General features: G+C 56.6%; 12 protein-coding genes. 9 read left to right on the top strand and 3 right to left on the bottom strand.

Annotated features, from left to right (window positions below; translation table 11 throughout):
* Positions 1-244: 244 nt before the first annotated feature.
* Positions 245-955, bottom strand: coding sequence for a cyclic nucleotide-binding domain-containing protein (locus Q5Y71_RS06750; protein ID WP_306041056.1), 711 nt, complete (start codon positions 953-955; stop codon positions 245-247).
* A gap of 339 nt (positions 956-1,294) precedes the next feature.
* On the opposite strand from Q5Y71_RS06750, the gene Q5Y71_RS06755 reads away from it, so the two are divergent.
* The 3 genes from Q5Y71_RS06755 (at position 1,295) to Q5Y71_RS06765 (ending at position 6,809) form a co-directional block, all read left to right on the top strand.
* Positions 1,295-2,500 carry a TonB family protein gene (locus Q5Y71_RS06755; RefSeq protein ID WP_306041057.1) on the top strand — a complete coding sequence of 402 codons (1,206 nt, stop codon included), beginning with the start codon at positions 1,295-1,297 and terminating at the stop codon, positions 2,498-2,500.
* Between the two features lie 165 nt (positions 2,501-2,665).
* Positions 2,666-4,735: a M13 family metallopeptidase gene (locus tag Q5Y71_RS06760; protein WP_306041058.1), complete on the top strand. Its 2,070-nt coding sequence runs from the start codon at positions 2,666-2,668 to the stop codon at positions 4,733-4,735.
* Positions 4,736-4,922: 187 nt separating this feature from the next.
* Positions 4,923-6,809: an MFS transporter gene (locus Q5Y71_RS06765; protein ID WP_306041059.1), complete on the top strand. Its 1,887-nt coding sequence runs from the start codon at positions 4,923-4,925 to the stop codon at positions 6,807-6,809.
* A 222-nt stretch (positions 6,810-7,031) separates the two neighbouring features.
* On the opposite strand, the gene Q5Y71_RS06770 is transcribed toward Q5Y71_RS06765, so the two are convergent.
* Complete coding sequence (locus tag Q5Y71_RS06770; protein WP_306041060.1) at positions 7,032-8,963, bottom strand: cytochrome c/FTR1 family iron permease; 1,932 nt, start codon at positions 8,961-8,963, stop codon at positions 7,032-7,034.
* A 171-nt stretch (positions 8,964-9,134) separates the two neighbouring features.
* Between Q5Y71_RS06770 and Q5Y71_RS06775 the strand changes: the two genes are divergently transcribed.
* From Q5Y71_RS06775 to Q5Y71_RS06795, 5 genes are all read left to right on the top strand, one after another.
* Positions 9,135-9,614, top strand: coding sequence for a glutathione peroxidase (locus tag Q5Y71_RS06775; protein WP_301415034.1), 480 nt, complete (start codon positions 9,135-9,137; stop codon positions 9,612-9,614).
* 743 nt (positions 9,615-10,357) lie between these two features.
* Positions 10,358-11,893: a 2-isopropylmalate synthase gene (locus tag Q5Y71_RS06780; RefSeq protein ID WP_306041061.1), complete on the top strand. Its 1,536-nt coding sequence runs from the start codon at positions 10,358-10,360 to the stop codon at positions 11,891-11,893.
* Positions 11,894-12,652, top strand: a complete 759-nt coding sequence (locus Q5Y71_RS06785) for a hypothetical protein (protein WP_306041062.1) — start codon at positions 11,894-11,896, stop codon at positions 12,650-12,652.
* Positions 12,649-13,134 carry a ribosomal protein S18-alanine N-acetyltransferase gene (rimI, locus tag Q5Y71_RS06790; protein WP_306041063.1) on the top strand — a complete coding sequence of 162 codons (486 nt, stop codon included), beginning with the start codon at positions 12,649-12,651 and terminating at the stop codon, positions 13,132-13,134. The genes Q5Y71_RS06785 and rimI overlap by 4 nt, the downstream gene beginning before the upstream one ends.
* Positions 13,135-13,266: 132 nt before the next feature.
* On the top strand, positions 13,267-14,649 hold the full coding sequence (locus Q5Y71_RS06795; RefSeq protein WP_306041064.1) for an MATE family efflux transporter: 1,383 nt from the start codon (positions 13,267-13,269) through the stop codon (positions 14,647-14,649).
* Positions 14,650-14,844: 195 nt separating this feature from the next.
* Here Q5Y71_RS06795 and Q5Y71_RS06800 read toward each other — a convergent pair whose 3' ends face one another.
* Positions 14,845-16,608 carry an aminopeptidase P family protein gene (locus tag Q5Y71_RS06800; RefSeq protein WP_306041065.1) on the bottom strand — a complete coding sequence of 588 codons (1,764 nt, stop codon included), beginning with the start codon at positions 16,606-16,608 and terminating at the stop codon, positions 14,845-14,847.
* Between the two features lie 920 nt (positions 16,609-17,528).
* Between Q5Y71_RS06800 and Q5Y71_RS06805 the strand changes: the two genes are divergently transcribed.
* On the top strand, positions 17,529-19,712 hold the full coding sequence (locus Q5Y71_RS06805) for a tetratricopeptide repeat protein (protein ID WP_306041066.1): 2,184 nt from the start codon (positions 17,529-17,531) through the stop codon (positions 19,710-19,712).
* Positions 19,713-19,965 lie beyond the last annotated feature (253 nt).

A 19,965-nucleotide genomic window follows, 5' to 3' on the forward strand; every position in this document is an offset into this window, starting at 1 on the left:
TCTCAACGCAAAGTGCGTGCCCTGTCCGCAAACCCAGCGGCACAGCTGCGCTACAAGCGCACTTTTTCACGATTGTTTGAGAGATTCATATGGCGGGTTCAGGGACCCGCCATCGGCAGGGATATCCATCGGCTCGGCTGGTTTGCGCAAAACCCTCTGCGCCGCCGCCCTACAACGCGCCAGAATATTACCGGTGGAGAGGGCCGGCGGCCAGACCCCAGGCAGAACAGTCGCTTGTGCCGGGTCAAGAGAGCATCGATTCCAGAAAATCCTGCATATCCGACTCACCATCTACCAACTCGCCGGAACCAAACTCCGCATTCCAGTCCAGCAGAATGCGCGCCAACCCACGGGCCTGTTCCGACAATGCCAGCAATTCCTCCCGGCAGCGCTTGGGGCCCGTGTAGAGTTTAATTTTGCGGTGGTTGTCGGCCAGCTGGTGACTCGGGTACTTCGAGCGATAGACTTCCAGCTTCCAGCGCAATGAGTGCACCATATTGCGGTAAAAAATCAGTTTTGCTGGCAACTGCAACAGAGAGAGGTCATCCAGATCACTAAACAGCGTGCAATCCAGGCCCAGTACCTGGGTGTCTCGGCTGTGACGCGAAGCGAGCACGTTGGCGCTGCGGGGTTCCGATAGCAGCATGGACAGATCGCCAAACAACTCTCCCGGGCGAATCACCGCCAGGAGGCGCTCACCAGCCATTTCCGCTATTTCGCCGGCGGTATCCACATGCACCTGCAACTCGCCCCGCAGCAAGAAATAAAGCCACTGATCCACCTCTCCGGCACGGAGCAATTGCTCTCGCGGCTGTAAACTGACCAATCGGGATCGCTTGAGCAAAACAGTGTACTGCCACTCACTGGAAGCGCGGATATCACGAAACAGATGAATAGTGTTGAGCAACCGATCCACGGCATCCCGTGGGTAATCGATCAGAGGTTTGATTTCCATGTGTGCTACAAATTAGTGAAAAGATTCCGTTTTTTGGAAAGTGCGGTTGAAGCCACTTTATAAAACCGAATTCTATACGATATTGATCCGCCACACCCAACTTCAGAAGTGACGATCATTTCCAGCACCCACTTTCGGTACCAGACAAAAAGACATTGCAGCCATTTCGGACTTGAACTCCATCACAGTTGCAGTAGAGTTAGAAAAAACGGAGAGCACACTGTGCTCACTCACGCTTGAACCGCGCACTGTGTTACTCGGCTCTTGCACTTCTGGGAGGGACCCCAAATTCTTATTTGCCGGAACTTTTGCCTCCGGACTTCCAGGCGCTGTGGAACAATGAAACCGATAAAAACTGTCGTCTCACTCTTGCTAATCACCGTCACGGTATCCGCCAAAGCGGTACCGCTTCTGAACGGTCTTGCAGTCGAAAAACAATTCAACAAGGACCTCTATATCGCCGCCGTTTATTCGGAAACCCTCACAGATGAAACGGCCATCCTGCTCGACAGCAACGCACCGCGCCGGCTGGAAGTACGCATCATCGCCAGCAGCCTGCCCGCGCGCCGCTTTCGCAATCAGTGGATGGAGGGGATCGCCATCAATAACCACAGCGATACCCTGAGCAGCCAGTCAGAATCCATGCTGACTTTCGCCAACCTGTTCAAAGGCCGCTTTTTACGTGGCGACCGCCTGGCAATTGAGTTTGCCGCTGACACCAGCGTCACCAGAATTGTACTGAACGGCATTACCCTCGGGGAAATCGGCGATCCGGATTTCTATAATACCCTTTTGCTGGCCTGGATTGGGCCGGTTCCTCCATCTACCGGCTTTCGCGATGGGCTGCTCTCCGCGGGCAACGTGGCCAGCAGCCTGCTCACCACTTACGAAGCGCTCGAACCCAGCAGCGAACGCATTGCAGAACTCCAACTGAGGCAAATCAGCGTGGAGGAGACCCTGGCAGCGCAGACCCCGGTGGCTGAAGAAATCCTGCCCAAACCGACGTTGGAGGTGGCGGATCTTCCCCCTCCCACCCTGGCCCTGGCGCCAAACCCTACATCGACCACGCCAAACCCTGCCTCAGCCACGACAAGCCCTGCCACGGACAATGCAAGCGTCGAGCCCGTTGAAGCCGCAGCCGTGGAACTGGTCCAGGGGACACCGGGCACCACTGAAACGTCCGCGGCGTACAGGGAAGAAGTTGTAGAGGATATGGAAGAAGAGGAGGCGCCGCTGACAGCCGATCTGATCCTTGCTCGCCAGATATACCATTCCGCACTGCTACGCCATACTTTCCGCCACATTCGCTACCCCAAGCGTGCCCAGGAACGGGGCCATGAGGGCAGCGTACGCCTCAATGTCGTGATTAACACCCGGGGGGAAGTGCAGGAAATCCTGGCAGTGCAGGAATCCCGCTATTCCAGCCTCAACCGTGAGGCTGTGGCTGCCGTTGAGCGGGCCGGTCCCTATCCTTCGGTGCCTGCACAACTGGGGTCAGACAGCTTCAGCTTCACAGTGCCGATTACTTTTGACATCCCCGATTGATCCAGTCCTGTGAAAAGGCCCCGTCCGGCGGGGCTTTTTCTTTGGCCACACCATCTGTCGCGATCTCACCACACTTAGACGCAGTTCCCTTGCCCCCTGATGGCGCAGAATTCTACCATGTGGATATCATTTGACTACCCTGAATTGAGCCAAACAGAGCCACTAATGAAAAAACTACTATTACCAGCTGCTATCCTTGGCATACTCGCCAGCCCCCAGTTAACCCTGACTGCGCTGGCCCACAATCACCCGGACCCCATCCACAGCAAGGCCACCCCTGAGCAGGAGAGGCCCTCTTCCGGTATCGATCTCACCGCAATGGATACCACTGTGCGCCCGCAGGATGATTTCTTTTCCTATGTAAACGGCACCTGGCTGAAGAATACCGAGATTCCTGCGGACAAATCCCGCTGGGGCGGATTCTCGATCCTGCGGGACCAGAGCACCGAGCAGGTGAAAGCACTGATTATGCAAGCGGGCCAAAACACCGGCAGCGACGGCGATAAACAGATCGGTGACCTCTACAACAGCTTTATGAACGAAAAGCTGGTCGAGAAGAAAGGTCTGTCTGCTGTGTCTGGCGAACTGGCCAAAGTCGATGCTATCAAGTCCCGCAAAGACCTGACGGACTTTTTCGCTTATGCCGATATCGCCGGCTACAACGTGCCTTTTGGCGGCACTATCTACCAAGACCTGAAACAGGTCGAAAACTACATCCCCTTCTTCTGGCAGGCGGGCCTGGGGCTGCCGGACCGCGATTACTATTTCGAGGATACCGAGAAGAGCCGGAAACTGCGCAGAACCTATAAAGAGTATCTGGTACAAATCCAGGAGTTAGCGGGGCTCAAGAATGCCAAAGCCTTCTCCGACAGGATCTTCAATTTGGAAGAGCACCTGGCTGAACACCAGCGCAGCCGACTGGACAATCGCGACCCTGAGAAATATTACAACAAGAAATCCGTAGCGGAGCTGAAAAAACTGATGCCTGCTGTGGACTGGGACAGTTACCTGGCCAAGGCCAGGCTGGCCAAAGCCGAGAGTTTTATCGTCGGCCAGCCCGAGTACCTGGAAGCGGCGAACGCGATGATTGCCGATACCGATATGGCGACCTGGAAGCGCTATCTGAAGGTCAGGGTCCTGTCCGCTATGGCACCCTACATGCACAGTGCACTGGCCCAGGCCCACTTCGATTTCTACAGCACTGCTATTCGCGGTGTCAAACAGATGGAGCCACGCTGGAAGCGCGGCGTACAGTTTGTCAATGGTGCAGTGGGCGAACTGGTCGGCAAGCGCTATGTCGAGAAGCATTTCCCACCGGAAGCCAAGGCGCGCATGATCGTTCTGGTGGATAATCTCAAGGATGCGTATCGCGAGTCCATCCAGTCCCTCGAGTGGATGGGAGAGGATACCCGCAAGCAGGCGCTGGCCAAGCTGGAAAATTTCACCACTAAAATTGGCTACCCGGACAAGTGGCGCGAATATTCCGCCCTTCAGGTGGGCGCGAATAACCTGGTAGGTAATGTGCTGGCCGCCAATCTGTTTGAGGCCAGCTATGAACGCAATAAACTCGGCAAACCCATTGATCGCAGCGCCTGGGGAATGAGCCCGCAGACCGTTAACGCCTACTACAACCCAACGATGAATGAGATCGTCTTCCCCGCAGCGATTCTGCAGCCGCCCTTCTTTAACGTACATGCGGACGATGCGGTGAACTACGGTGGTATCGGTGGCGTCATCGGCCATGAAATTGGTCATGGCTTCGACGACAAGGGCAGCAAGTTCGACGGCAAGGGCTACCTGAATAATTGGTGGACCGATTCCGACCGCAGCAACTTTGAAGACCTCACCAGCAAACTGATCTCCCAGTACAACGCTTTTGAACCGCTGGAAGGCGAGCACATCAACGGCGAGCTGACCCTGGGTGAGAATATCGGCGACCTGTCCGGCCTGGGCATTGCGTACAAAGCTTATAAAATGTCTCTCAATGGCGAAGAAGCCCCGGTGATTGATGGCTTTACTGGCGATCAGCGCGTTTTTATGGGTTGGGCTCAGGTCTGGCGCAGCAAGATGCGTGACAAGGCGCTCAGCAGCCGTATGAAGACGGATACTCACTCCCCCGCCAAGTACCGGGTACAGGGTGTACTGCCCAATATCGAGGCGTTTTACGAAGCTTTCGATGTGAAAGCAGGCGACGGCATGTACCTGCCCGAGGAAGAGCGGGTAAAAATCTGGTAACAGGATGAAAACCGGCGGCCCCCGGCTGCCGGTTTTCTCTCTCCCCGCGATGTGTCCCGCCGCCAGCCCCGCTCCCCAATGTGTGTATATCATTCGCACCCCCTGTCTTTCTTACCACGACAGGCTGGACAACTTGTAGCCGCAATGGCGTAACATAGGTGAGGTGCCTTTAGGAGAGAGAATAATTATGGCCCATCGCACTCAGCTCCAGCTGCTCACCAGCAGCCGCTTCCTGCCTTTCTTCCTCACCCAGTTTCTCGGTGCGTTTAACGATAATGTGTATAAAAATGCATTGATCGTGATGATTGCTTTTCGCTTGATGGAAAGTGAGGCCAACGCCCTGATCAATGTTGCAGCGGGCCTGTTTATCCTGCCCTTCTTTCTCTTTTCCTCCTCCGCCGGCCAGCTGGCCGACAAGTATGATAAAAGCCGCCTGATCAGGCTGATCAAGCTGGGGGAAATCTGTATTGGCGCACTCGGGGTGACCGCCCTCTACAGCGGCAGCAATATATTCTGCCTCGCCGTCCTCTTTCTGCTGGGTGTGCAGTCGGCCTTCTTCGGCCCGGTTAAATACGCTATCCTGCCCCAGCATCTAAAACGCTCCGAGCTGGTTGGCGGCAATGCGCTGGTGGAAATGGGCACCTTTGTCGGCATCCTCACCGGGACCATCGTCGGCGGCCTTCTGGCGGGGCTCACCGGCCAGGGGAAAAACGGTCTTTTTTACCTGAGCCTGGTGATTATGGGTGCAGCAACCCTAGGGTACCTGTCCAGCCGCAGGATTCCAATGGCACCGGCACCGGCGCCAAACCTGCGGATCAACCCGAACCCACTCTCCCAGACAAAAAGCATCCTGGCAAAAACCGCCAAAACCCCTTCCATTTTCTACGCGATTATCGGTATCTCCTGGTTTTGGTTGATGGGCGCAGCCTACCTGACGCAGATTCCCAGCTTTACCAGAAACGTTCTGGGTGGTGACGAATCCGTTGTCACCCTGCTGTTGTGCATCTTTACCATCGGTATAGCCCTGGGTTCACTACTGTGTGAGCGCCTGTCCAATGGGCACATTGAGTTGGGCCTGGTTCCTCTCGGTGCCGCCGGCCTCACCATCACCGGCATCGCCCTGTCCGCAGCCGGTGGCAACTTTGTCGAATTGCAGCAGGCGAGTCTGGGGGCCTTCCTGAACCGTGATGATGCCTTCGCGATCCTCACCTGCCTGATGCTGATCGGCATCTGTGGCGGCCTCTACATCGTGCCGCTCTACGCGATGATGCAGGACCGTTCGGCTCCTGAAATCCGCGCGCAGATTATCTCCATCAACAATATCCTCAACGCCCTGTTTATGGTGGTCTCGGCCCTGCTCGGCCTCTTTTTCCTGAATGTGCTGGAGGTCACTATCCCCCAGTTCTTCCTGGTTATCGCCCTGATGAACGCCGCAGTGGCCATCTTTGTCTTTACCAGAGTGCCAGAGTTCGCTATGCGCCTGTTGATCTGGATGCTGTCCCATACGATGTACCGGGTAAAGCACGAAGGCCTGGAACAGATTCCCGCACAGGGACCCGCACTGATCGCCTGCAATCATGTCAGTTACGTGGATGCCCTCCTGCTGGCGGGCGCGGTGCGCCGCCCCATACGCTTTATTATGTACAAACCGATTTATGAGATTCCGGTGCTGCACTTTATTTTCCGCACCGGGCGCGCCATTCCCATCTGCTCCAGGCTGCAAGATCCCCAGGGATACGAAATGGCATTGAATGCCATAGAGCAGGGCCTAAAAAACGGGGACCTGCTGTGTATTTTTCCCGAGGGGCAGCTCACCAAAGATGGGGAATTACAACCCTTCAAGGCCGGTATCGAAAAAATACTGGAACGCACCCCGGTGCCGGTGATTCCCATGGCCCTGCGCGGTCTTTGGGGCAGTTTCTTCAGCCATAATGGTGGCCAGGCCTTCACCACCTGGCCACAACGCTTTTGGTCCAAAGTCAGCGTCGTGGCAGGCTGCCCCATCGAAGCCACCGATGCCAAGGCGCGGACACTGCACGAGCAAGTATTGGATTTGCGCGGGGAACAGCGCTGATGGCTGGCGCGGGGCTGCATCCAGGGCACTGTGGCTGGTGCCCACTCGGCACCCAACTGGCCAGTCAGGCCCCGGTAGCATTCCCGAGCCGACAGCGATCGAGTGCATCGACAAGCGCTATTCGGGCAAGGAGGATGCACGCCTTTGCTAAACGGGGCCAGGTGGCCGCGGGCAGGGGATCCCCACCCCGAGGGGTATCCCTGTTCGCCCTGCCCCAACCGCTTACACCGTTTTAAGCGCAGCCCGATCGGGATTGTGATTGCTGAGTATCAGCCACAGGGCCGCTGCCAGGATGGCCGCTTGCAGACCGATACCCTGCCAGGTGGGATAAATGCCCAGCCAGTCAAAACTGAACGCCACCGGCAGTGGGGTAATGCCAATCCAGGCCGCTTCTTGCAGTGCCGCGACTGCCTTCCCTGCGAGCACGAAGGACAACCCCAACAGAATATAGGTACTCGCGGAAAAAAACTTGTCGATCGGCAGGCGCGCCGAGTAATGCATCAGGGCGAAACCCAGTACCGCGAGCAGTGCCGCACCGGAGGCTATGCCAGCCCAGAGTGCGTTGTACTGAGTGGCAGAAGTCTGTGTTAGCAGGGCCTGGTAGAACAAGATCGTTTCAAAAATCTCCCGGTACACCGCGATAAACGCCAGCCCGGCAACTCCCCATAGGGCACCAGTACTCAGGCTGCGGTTGATACTGTCCTGAATATAGTTTTGCCATTCCTGTGTGCGGGTTTTGCTGTGCATCCAAAAACCCACATAGAAGAGCACCATTGCCGCCAAAAGTGCAGCCAAACCCTCCATCACTTCGCGACTGGCACCACTGATGGTAATGACGCTCTGGGCGGCGACCCAGGTAGCCACGCCTGCGGCGAAAGCGCCAATCCAGCCAAGGTGCACGAATTTCAGTGCATCGCGACGGCCGGTTTTTACCAGTATGGCGACCAGTGCTATCACCACCAACAGCGCTTCCAATCCCTCCCGCAAGAGGATCACCAGGCTCGCGATAAACAGAGCAGCATCGGACAGGCTGGAATCCGCCATCAGCGATTGGGCACGTGTCAGCTGCTCCAGAATGCCCTGAACCTGCGCTTCCACGCGACGGGGATCACTGCCGGCATTCAATTGGGCACGCAAGCCCAGCAGAGCGCGTTCCGTCGCCACACGCAGGTCCGCGTCCACAGAGTCCAGGGCATTCTCCGCCAATTCAAAACCGTCCAGGTAAGCGCTGATCGCCAGGGTGTGGGCGTTGGCATAATCCCCCTGCCGGTAGGCCGCCAGGGACCGTTGCAGCTGTGCGCGCGCCACCTCAAGGGGGGCCTCGGAGCCATTTTGCACTTTGGAAAACAGGGCGCTCGGATCAGCCCGCAGGGCCGCCACCGACTGCACAGATAGGTCCGGGCGGTCACTGCGCAATACCGCCGGGCTGTACATGACCAGATCCTGCAGGCTCGGCCCGCTCCCCTCCTCGGCAGGGGCCTCTCCGGCAAATGCCAGGCTACCCACGTAAAAAGCCAGGGACCAGCGCTGTTGTTCGTTCAGGTTCTTGAAGGCGGTCATTGCAGTGCCGTCAATACCGTTACTGATGGCATCGTAAAGCCCCAGCAGAGAGCGGTTTTCTGCGCGCTCGCGCTCGTGGAAATTGGTGGGCGCCGGCTCCAGTGCGGCCGCCAGGGGTCCATCTCCTCGCCCTTCCACACCGTGACAGGAGGTGCACTGGGCCCGGTAGAGTGCACGGCTCTCATTGAGGCTGAGCAGTGCGCTGGGCAGGGAGAGGGCCGGCGCGATGGAGAGCAGCCCCTGGCGCAGCCTGGCGGTATGTTTCTGCACCGCCGCAAGACTCGCCTTGCGCGCTATCGCGCCCTGCAGAGCCAGAGCCTCGGCGCGGATTACGCGCGCCTCGGGCGAATCCGGCAATTGCTGCCCACGATCCATCAGCAGTTGGGCAAATTCCTCCATTTCCGTGTACTCATCCGTGTTGATTACCTCACCGTCGGCCACTGCCTCCGAATAGTCCACACCAATATACTCCGCCATCTGCATCAACTGGCGCAGTTGCTGTTCGGAAAGGCCGGTTTGCTGGGCCTGGGCGGGGATCATCGTAATGGCCAGCAGCACCACAAACAGGCGGGCCAGATAGGGGAAAAGGCGCATGGAGAATCCTTTTTTGTTACTGCAAACGGGTTGATCATCAGGTGCATAATATAATTGATAATTATTCTCATAATAAAGCCCGTGCTGAAACTGATTCAGCCTGGGCGTGGACTTGATGTAAGAGTGTGTACAATCAAAATGTGCACACCATAAAAATACAGGAAGTGGATCATGGCCGACCTCTACTCAATTCCCATCGAAACTGCCGACGGTAAAGCCTCCTCACTGGAAGCCTATAAAGGCAAGCTCCTCCTAGTGGTAAACACCGCCAGTCAGTGCGGCTTTACCAAGCAATACAAAGGGTTGGAAGCACTTTACAACAGCTATAAAGCGCGTGGTCTGGTGGTACTGGGCTTTCCCTGCAACCAGTTTGGCAACCAGGAGCCCGGCAGCAACGAGGAAATCCAGACGTTTTGCACACTGAATTTCGGGGTCAGCTTTCCGGTCTACGCCAAGCTGGATGTCAACGGTCCCGCGGCACACCCACTATTTGTGGAGCTCAAGAGGCGCGCCCCTGGCCTACTCGGCACCGAGGGCATCAAGTGGAACTTCACCAAATTCCTGATCAGCAGGGACGGCAAAGCGGTGAAACGCTTTGCCCCCAAAGATACCCCCGAGTCCCTGCAGGCTGAAATTGAACAGATGTTGTAATGGTAATTGGCTGCGATGACTGCGAAGCACTGGCCCTCAACCGCCACCTCTGCATTGCCCTCCATGTCGCCTCCAGGGGCGGCATCCGATGCCCGATTCCGGCACCTTGATCCCACTGCTACAGGGCCTGGAGCAGTGCGCCCTGAGGGAGGGCATCGCGCTATCTAAGATGAGCGCAACCCTCTGGTGACGGCAAACCGTGCAGGGCTGGCGCTGAAATCCAGAGCCAGGGAGTGGGTAGGCCGGCACCCGGTACGCGCTTTGAACGGTCGTGCGGAGGTAAAACGCGGAGCGGCCATCTCTGCCTGTGTTTGCGCAAGATGCCGGAGGGACTCCCGGTCAGGTTGGCGTATAAGACCAATCATTACCAGCAGGGACTGGCCTCGAAGGAATTGGGGGTTTTAGGTTATAAATTCCATATGAGGAAAAAATAGGGATAAAAATAGCAATCTGCATTGAATTTTAGAAATTAGTAGGATGAACATTGACCACCGGATCGGAGATCACGCATAATGCCAAGATACAGTCCGACCCGACGCGGAAGCCACCACCTATGAAGACTGACTTCTGTACCACCAGACAAGGCCACCTCGCCCTAGCTTTCACGCTGCGACTGCCGCTACGCGGCATATAATTTTTCTCCTCCCCACCCTCGACAGGATTCCCCACTGTATTTGAGCGACGCATAGACAGCAGCGGAGCCCCTTGTTTAGCCTCGAACCAAATGAGGAGTAAAAGCGAAAATGAGCATCCAGAAAGATAAATTAGTCATTTTTGATACGACGTTGCGCGATGGTGAACAGAGTCCAGGCGCCTCCATGTCCAAAGAGGAGAAGGTCCGCATTGCCCGCCTGCTCGAGCGCATGCGTGTGGACGTGATTGAGGCCGGCTTTGCCATTGCCAGCCCCGGCGACTTCGAAGCGGTAAAGGCAGTTGCCGAAACCGTGCGCGAATCCCGTGTTTGCAGCCTCGCGCGTGCAATCAATGCGGATATCCTGCGCGCCGGGGAAGCCCTGAAAAAAGCCAACGCCTCCCGTATTCATACTTTCATTGCCACTTCACCGATCCATATGCAGTACAAGCTGCAAATGGCTCCGGAAGATGTACTCCAGCAGGCGGTGCAAGCGGTGAAGACCGCCCGTCAGTTTACCGACGATGTGGAGTTTTCCCTGGAAGATGGCAGTCGCTCCGAGCCGGACTTTATGTACCGTATTATCGAGGCGGTAATCGCGGCGGGCGCGGGCACAATCAATATTCCCGATACCGTCGGCTATGGAGAACCCGGCGAGTACGGTGCCCTGTTCCGGCGGGTGATCGAGCATGTGCCCAATTCCGACAGGGCTATCTTCTCCACCCATTGCCACAACGACCTGGGTCTAGCGGTGGCCAACTCCCTGTCCGCCGTCATGAACGGCGTGCGCCAGGTGGAATGCACGATCAATGGTCTGGGTGAGCGCGCGGGCAATGCCTCCCTGGAGGAAATCGTGATGGCGGTACAGACCCGCCAGGATCTCTATTCGGTAGAAACCAGCATCGATACCCGCCATATCGTGCCCACCTCGCGCCTGGTCTCCTCTGTTACCGGATTCCCTGTACAACCCAACAAAGCTATTGTCGGCGCCAACGCCTTCGCCCATGAATCCGGTATTCATCAGGACGGTGTGCTCAAGCATCGTGAAACCTATGAAATTATGCGCGCCGAGGATGTGGGTTGGGGACAGAACCGTCTGGTGCTGGGCAAGCACTCGGGAAGGGCCGCGGTGCGCGCACGCTACGGGGAACTGGGGGTCGCGTTCTCCGACTCGGAAACCTTCCAACAGGTTTTCCAGCGTTTTAAGATACTGGCAGACAAAAAGCACGAGATTTTTGATGAGGACCTGCACTCTTTGATCACCGGTAGCGAAACCCCGGTGGAGCGCTTCCACCTGCAGGATCTGGATGTGCGCAGCAAGATCGGCAGCGCACCCCAGGCTTTTATCAGCCTGCTGGTAGAGGGTGAGTCGCACCAGACCGAAGCCTGCGGCAGCGGCCCGGTGGACGCCATTTTCAAGGCCATAGAACGCATCGTTGGCAGCGGCGCCGATCTGAAACTCTACTCGGTGAATGCCGTTACCCAGGGCACCGACTCCCAGGGTTCGGTGACCGTGCGCCTGGAAAAAGACGGTCACCTGGTCAATGGTGTCGGTGCCGACACCGATATTCTGGTTGCCTCGGCACAGGCCTACATGGATGCGTTAAACTTGCTCGCCATGGGTGAAAGCAAGAAACAAGGCGTGTAAGTGAACGAGCTTGAGCGGGCAGAATACCTGTCGGTACTTGGCGTGACCAGTTATGTGCCGCGATTTGTTTTGCCCCTTGCACCCGCACCCCGCCAGGCCCAACTTCCGCCGGCATTGTCCGCGGTCGCCACCTCCCAGCGGCAGCGGGCCGCACCCGCTGTGTTGAGCCCACTGCCACAGTCGGCTGCACCGGCTGTCGACTCCATCGCGACCGCTCCCGCAAGCGACAGTGCGAAGGCGTCAGTGGCTGTCCCTACCTGGGGCAAATCCGATGAGGCAGTGGCCCAGCCACAACAGGCAGTCCAGCCCTTTATCCTCAGCTGCTGGCGGATCGGTGAGGAATTGCTGGCGGTGGACAGCCACGAGCCCGGTGCCGCACTGCCGATGGAGTCGCTGTTTGGCAATATTCTGCGCGCGCTGAATTGGCACCAGTTGCCATGCCAGCACGAGCGCCTGTGCTGGCCGATCACAGAAAACCCCTTTGCTCCGGCCGCGGGCGCCTCCGAGGCCCGCGATACCTTCTCCAGTTGGCTGGAAGCTTCCTGCACACGCCAGCCGGTGAAGTCCATCTGGCTGATGGGGGACGAGGCGAGGACATTCTGTACACCCATCTCTCTCGATGAGACCGTCAACAACTGGCAGGGGGTGCGCATCCTCCCCCTGCCCAGCCTGTCCCAGCTATTGCGGGAGCCGGAACGCAAACAGGACCTCTGGCAGCTGCTGTGCAAAGCCTACCCCTCCGAGACTCGGGCGCAATGAGGAGCTCATCCGCTACCGGTTTGCATCTGCGCCGGGCCGAGAAAGCGGATTGCAGCACCCTGGCCGGCCTGGCCAAAAGCGCCCACAGCCGCCCCTGGAATCAGGCTCAGTACCTGCAGAGCCTGGTGGCTGGTCACCAGTGCTGGCTGCTTGCCACTGACGCGGGGGCCATTGGCTTCTGTGTATTCAACCAATCAGGTGACGAGGCTGAAATTCTGGACATGGTGATTTCACCCGGATGGCGCCGGCGAGGCCTCGCTGAACAGCTGTTATCCCACCTGATTGCCCAGCTGCCCAGGCACACCCGGCGACTTCTGCTGGAAGTGCGCACCTCAAACCTCGCCGCACACTCACTCTACCGCAAACTGGGTTTTTCCGAGGACGGCTTGCGTAAGAATTACTACCCCGCAGACAATGGCGGGCGCGAGGATGCTGTGCTGATGAGTCTGGCCCTGCATCCGATCGTAAAGGAAGCGGGCTGAAGGTAAAATCCGCTGCTCTCTCACCGCACCTGGGCCACCGACGCATAGGGTGCTGCACCACATAAGCCAGCGCGCTCTGGCGAGCCCGGAGAGATTCGCCGCATATCCGGCCGGTTTGTAAAGAGTTACTGAATGCCACTAACAACAAGTAGTCCCTCACTGCTCGAAGGTTCGGTATCCGGCCACTTGCAGCGCTTGGCCCTGCCCATGGTGTGGGGCATCCTCGCCGTGATGTCGTTCAACATCGTGGACACCTACTTTGTCTCCCAATTGGGCAGTGCACCGCTCGCGGCCATGAGTTTTACCTTTCCCGTGGTTATGGCAATCAACAGTTTTGCTATCGGCCTCGGTGCCGGCACCTCATCGGCGGTGGCGCGGGCCTACGGCGCGGGGGATGTCCACCGTGTACGCAGGCTGGTGACCGATGCCTCTGTACTCGCCCTGCTGATATCGCTGGTCATCACCGCCATCGGCTTGCTGACGATTCGCCCCCTGTTCAGCCTGCTCGGTGCCGGCCCGGAGATATTACCGCTGATCGCCGACTACATGGTGCCCTGGTATCTCGGCACCATCTTCGTCATAGTGCCCACCATCGCGCTATCCGCCCTGCGCGCGATCGGCAACAGCGCGCTCACCGGACGGATCATGGTGGGCGTGGCGCTCTTCAATCTGATTCTCGACCCAATTTTAATCTTCGGGCTGCTGGGTTTTCCAAGGCTGGAGTTGCAGGGCGCAGCAATCGCTACCGTGACCGTGCGCACCCTGAGTTTTTTCATGGCGCTGTATTTTTTGGTCCGCCGTGAACACCTGATGGCTGTGCCCCATTGGCATCTCGGCTCCCTGCTCGAATCCTGGCGCCGGGTATTGGCCGTGGGGCTACCGGCGGTGCTTACCAATGTGATTATTCCCATGGCCAGCGGTGTGATGGTGGCCCTGGTGGCGGTGCACGGCGAGGATGCCGTGGCCGGTCTCGGGGTGGCACTGCGCATTGAGCCTTTGGCTCTGATCATATTCTATGCACTCTCCGCAGTTATCGGCCCGTTTATGGGGCAAAATGCCGGTGCCGGCAACATAGAGCGGCTGCGCGAGACTGTTGGAGTACTTGCCCGCTTCTGCCTGATCCTGGGCGCGGGCCTGGCAATTCTGCTGTTTTTTACCGGGGAGCCGATCGCCCGCCTGTTCAGCAAATCCCCCGAGGTGGTCGCAGTGGCCGTGGCCTACCTGAGTCTGGTACCTTTCAGTTACGCCGGCTATGGTTTTGTGATGTCAGCCAATGCGGCCTTTAACGGCCTCGGACAACCCCTGCCCGCCACGCTGATTTCCTTCCTGCGTGTGCTGGGTGTCTATTTACCCCTGGCCTGGCTGGGTAACAAGCTGTGGGGCCTGACCGGTCTTTTTGCCGCGACGGCCGCCGCCAACCTGTTGCTCGGCACCCTGTCCTGGTGGTGGTTGCGGCACAACCTCCGCCGACGCAGTTCAGCGGTGGCCTCTACACCACACATGTCCGCCAACTGAAACACTGAGCCAAACGGTCTTACGCAGTATTTTCCGGCAAGCAATCCTGCCAGATTGTTCGACGGATACAGTGTTTCGCCACTGGCCAGCAAAACTCCACGGGACAACACACCGGGGCGGCTCCCTGGGCAGCACTGCGTATGGTACCGAAATCGAAAAAGCAAGCCGATGCCCGGACTGTGCCCCGCACCGACATCACAGAGGTTCAGTGGCTGCCCGCAGCCAGTTTGCGGTGTGCTGGTCAACCAGTGGCGTTATGACCTGCCGAACCCGCTGATGGTAGCGGTTCAACCAATCCCGCTCCCGGGTGGCGAGCAGATCCGTATCGATCAGCACACGATCAATCGGCACCAGGGTCAATGTCTCGAATTCGAGAAAACCGGGGTACTCCCCACTCTCTTTGACATACACCAGGTTTTCTATGCGGATACCGTATTGCCCGGTGAGATAAAACCCCGGCTCATTGGAGAGGATCATGCCGGGCTGCAGCGCCACCCCGGTAGCCACCTTGCCGATACGCTGCGGACCCTCGTGCACACTCAAATAACTGCCGACCCCGTGGCCAGTGCCATGGGCATAGTCCAGCCCTGCCTCCCACAAGGAGCGGCGCGCAATCGCATCAATCTGCTCTCCGCAAGTGCCCTGTGGAAAACGCAGAGTGGCGATGGCAATGTGCCCCTTAAGCACCCGGGTAAAATGCTCCCGCGCCGGGGCCGGGAAATCCCCCAGGGCCAGGGTACGGGTCACATCGGTAGTGCCATCCGGGTACTGGGCACCCGAGTCGCACAAATAAATGCCCTCGGGTTTCATAGGCAGACTGGACTCAGGACTCACCCGGTAGTGGACTATGGCTCCATTGGGGCCGTAACCGGATATGGTGTCAAAACTGTTTCCGCGAAAACCTTCTCTCGCTGCACGTTTACTGTACAGTAGTTTAACCGCCGACAATTCATCGAGCCCGGTATCGACCGCTTCGGATAATATCGCGAGAAATTCACACAGCGCAGCGCCATCGCGCTCATGCGCGGCCCTGGCACCAGCCAGCTCCACGGCATTCTTGCAGGCTTTGGCCCCGGAGACAGGATCGCGCTCCTGTACCAATTGGATATCCAGGGCGCGCAACTGCTGCAGAATCCAGCAATTACTGATCTGGGGGTCCACCCAGATCTTGCGGATATGCCGCCGCCGCAAGTCCGAAAGCAGCAGGCGCTTGTCGGATACCACGGTCACTTCCCGGTCCAGGTGCTCAAGCAGCCCCTCGCCGACTGCCTCCGCTGACAGGTACAAAGTGGCGCTGCCATCCCGATAGAGCACAGCATTGGCCAGGGCAACCGGCAAATGCGGGATATCCTCACCGCGGATATTGAACAGCCAGGCACAGTTCTCGGGGCTTGGCAGCCACAGAGCATCGACGCATTTCTCCGTCAGCTGCGCTGCTATACGCCGGCGTTTGTCCCTGGAATGCTCACCATTGAACGCAAACGGATGGGGCCGTGCGGTACCGGATGGTGCCTCGGGCCTGTCTGTCCAGATGGCATCGATAGGATTCTCCTCCAGCGGTCTCAGGGTGATAACCCGCTCTTCCAGACGCCCCTGCAACAGGGCCAGGCCCGGTTCTGTGTGCAGGCGCGGATCATAGCCCAGTGTCTGCCCCTCGTGCAGCTGGTCGCAAATCCAGTTGGCAATGCCATCGCTATCCAGGTTTTCCAGCACTATTGGCCGGTCACCCAGCTGTTGCTGTCCCTGTAGTGTGTAACGCCCATCGACGAACAACGCGGCCGCTTTCAAGCCAATCACCGCCATACCGGCCGATCCCGTAAACCCGGTTACCCAGGACAGGCGCTCTTCCCCCGGCGGTATAGACTCATTCTGGTATTCATCGGTACGCGGTACCAAGAAGGCCTCTATTCCCTGCTGTCGAAGTCCCTCTCTCAAGGCCTCTAATCGCTCTTCATTCATACATCCCCCTTCACAAGCTGAGCCCGCCAAGCCGAAGGGTGCGGCCACGGGTCAGCTACCCTTTGCAGGCAATCCTGTTTTGACTCAATCGAACAATCGGGATAAACCACAAAATGTCGTGACTCGCCAATCCCGCTCCTACAGTGATTCCCATTGGAACCGAAAAAAGCGTTTGTGAGATTTTCCACCAAATCCAGTTATGCAGTATATCCTATCTTGGAAACACCACTGGAGGGTATAATAGAGGCCTGTGTTTACCGCCGGACCGGGTAATCGGATATTCAATGTTGTGCCAGTGTGCTGCCCAGCTGCTGCCGGCACTGAGCAATGCTCTTTCCTCCAGTCAGGCGAATCAAGTGATTGGGTGTTCAGGCAAAAAAACACAGAAAACACTCTGAGTTTGCTTGGCCTTCCTCTTCCTGCCTGCGATAACCTGGGTCACCGCTATCGCTGTTACGTTACCTCAAGCATGGAAGGGCGTATTTTACCGCGTGAATTCATTTCTGGCTGGGTGTAACCTCTGCACAGAATAGAGAAAAGTGGACTGAACAGATTGGCCAACGCGGTTTGAGTACCCGTATCAGTGACAGACTGCCATGTCTTGCACACAGCAGCTACTCATTCTGCACTTGAGAGAAGCAGAGAAAACCAACACTGTCAGGAAAAGTGGGGAGAGCGCCATCGCGCAAAATTGTGCGGCAAATGAAACACTCCGCAATGGCGAAAACTGCCCCGCACTAAAAAAAATGTTTCACAATGAGATCACCCCTGCTGTTATAGGGGGCGAAAAAGTCCAACATGACATTCTTCGTACATTTGCCTTACCTAACCGCTTTGCCCCAAGCCAACTGTCCCAGGAAACGATCAGTACCAGAAAGGGATTGGCGCTCCTTATAAAACTCCCTTATCAGGAAAAGCTTATGAAAAAATGCTTGTTGATTCTCTCTGCCCTACTGCTGGCATCCTGTAGCGCTCAGACAGTCACCACTGCGCTCGAAGATCCAATGCTTTCACTCACACGGCAAGTGGCGCAGTCACCGGATTCGGTCAGTTTTGCCAGCTACTGGGAGGCTTACCTGGAATCTCCCCAATCGCTCAAAACAGTGACCGCGCAGGCGCAGTATCTCGAAGCGATGGCCTCAGTGGAATCGGGGAAGAAAATCTGCGAGGAAATTAACTGGCAACAGATTACCCAGCAAAATACCTTTTCCCTACTGCCACACCTCAGCGCCACCGAATGCTATGAAACTCTCGGCAAAACCGAACTGGCCCTCTTCCATCAAAATATTTTCAATTTTATCGCCACTGGCATCTTGGGCAAACACAGCGGTGATACTTACTACAGTGCCTATGAAATCGCAAGCTGGGGGGATGCCGAAGACCTGCTCACCCTTTCCGGCTATGAGATTATTGACAGTTATTTTGAGTTTGCCGAGAGCCGCAACGGGCTGTACCGGATTTATAATGTCCGCACCCAGGATAACAATAAGGTCGCAAAAATCTATTTTGACAATAGCCGTTTCTTGCATCGCCTGCTTGCAGTCGAACACCCTTTTGCCGGATTGTCAGACGCTCTGTATCGAGAAATCCTGCAGCCACTGGCAAACTCCGATTACGCAGCACGCCACGCTGTCGGGCAGGTTTATCACGCAGAGGAAGAATTTCAAAAGGCTGAGCAAGCTTACCTGGATGCCATTGGTATGGGGTCCGTTACCGCCAATATCAGCCTCGGCAAACTTTGCCTGGCTGGGAAGTCGACCAGGTTCTCCCAAAGCGAGTGTGCGCAACTCTTTGTCTCCGCATCAGACCTTGGGCTTGAAGAGGCAAAGATCGTGCTTGCCTATATGGCCCTTACCGGCCTCGGTATAGAAGCCGATCCCGCACTGGCGGAGCAACTGCTAAACAGCGCTGCGGTATCAATGCCCCCGGGACAGGCCGAATATGAAGTGGCCTTACTGATGACTTCCACAGAATTCACCAACGCCAGAGAAAAGCTGGCACAGGATTTTCGCCAGGTATCTGCCTCAAAGGGATATCCTCCAGCTCAACTGGCACTGGCTCTTGACCGGCTCAGTTCAGATCAAAAACCACTGGAGGATTTTGAAGCATTTATCCAACAGGCCGTTGATACCAATTTTCCGCCTGCGCAATTTTTCTACGCCCGCTACCTTCTGAAGCAAAAAGGCGAGCACTCTGTAAAAACCGGTCTCGCGCTACTGGACAAAGCCGCTTCAGCCGACTTTCCACCAGCCCTCAATCTGCGAGCACGGATTGCTGAGGAGGGACTTTTTGGGCGAAAAATAGATACGGCTCAGGCCCTGCGGGACTATGAAGCCGCTGCAGTACGCTGGTATCCACCAGCACAGCTTCACATGGGCATTTTAAATTCCACCGGCAGGCTTACGGCAACTAACCAGGATATTGCCTATGGCTGGTATGCCCTTTGTGCCAAAGCCAACAACCTTGATTGCATCACAAACCTCGGCTATGCCACTGCCCATGGAAGGGGCGTGGAACAAAATTACCCGCGCGCAGTCGAAATTTACCAGTATGCCTCAGCACAGGGATCAGCCAGGGCCAGTTATAATCTCGGACAACTCTATCGGCTCGGCCAGGGCGTATCCAGAAACCTGGAACAAGCGATTGATTACTTGACACAGGCAGCAGAGGGCGGATCAACTGATGCCATGAATGCACTTGGGCTAGTATACCTGGATTCTGCCCCGGAATTTCACAGTTACTCCAAAGCCCTGTCCTGGTTTGAGCGGGCTGCGGAGAATAATTCCAGATACGGCTACTTTAACCAGGCCAGGATGTACGAGCAGGGACTGGGGGTTGAAAACGATCCATCCCGCGCTCTGGCCCATTACCGGAAAGCCTCAGACCTGGGACACGATATCGCCTCGCTTAAACTCGCCCAGGCCTACAGCTCTGGGGAGGCGGTCGATAAAGACCTCAAAATGGCAGCGCATTTTTTCAAACTTGCTGCCGAACAGGGCAATGATGGAAAGATAAAACGCGCTTTGGAAATGTGTCAGGAATCACAAAACTGTATCGAACGGAATCTGGATAGGCTTTTCAATCTTTTATCCTCAGAAGAGTGATATTTTATGTTAATTATTTCACTTACGGCGGGCACAAGGGTATTTCCAGGTGCCCCACCGGCACATTACTTCGCACTCTCAAAAGCTATGCTATTATTTCCCGACACTATTTTTCACTCCAATTTTCTGAGTAAGTTTCAAATATAATCCGATAACGAGAAAAAAATAATTACTAAACAGCCAATTTGTGGAAGTTTAATTTTCAAAAGCCCTGTAAATACACCTTACTTCATAGAATACGCTTAAATTGATT

Source organism: Microbulbifer sp. 2205BS26-8 (genome assembly GCF_030731025.1).
GTDB lineage: Bacteria > Pseudomonadota > Gammaproteobacteria > Pseudomonadales > Cellvibrionaceae > Microbulbifer > Microbulbifer spongiae.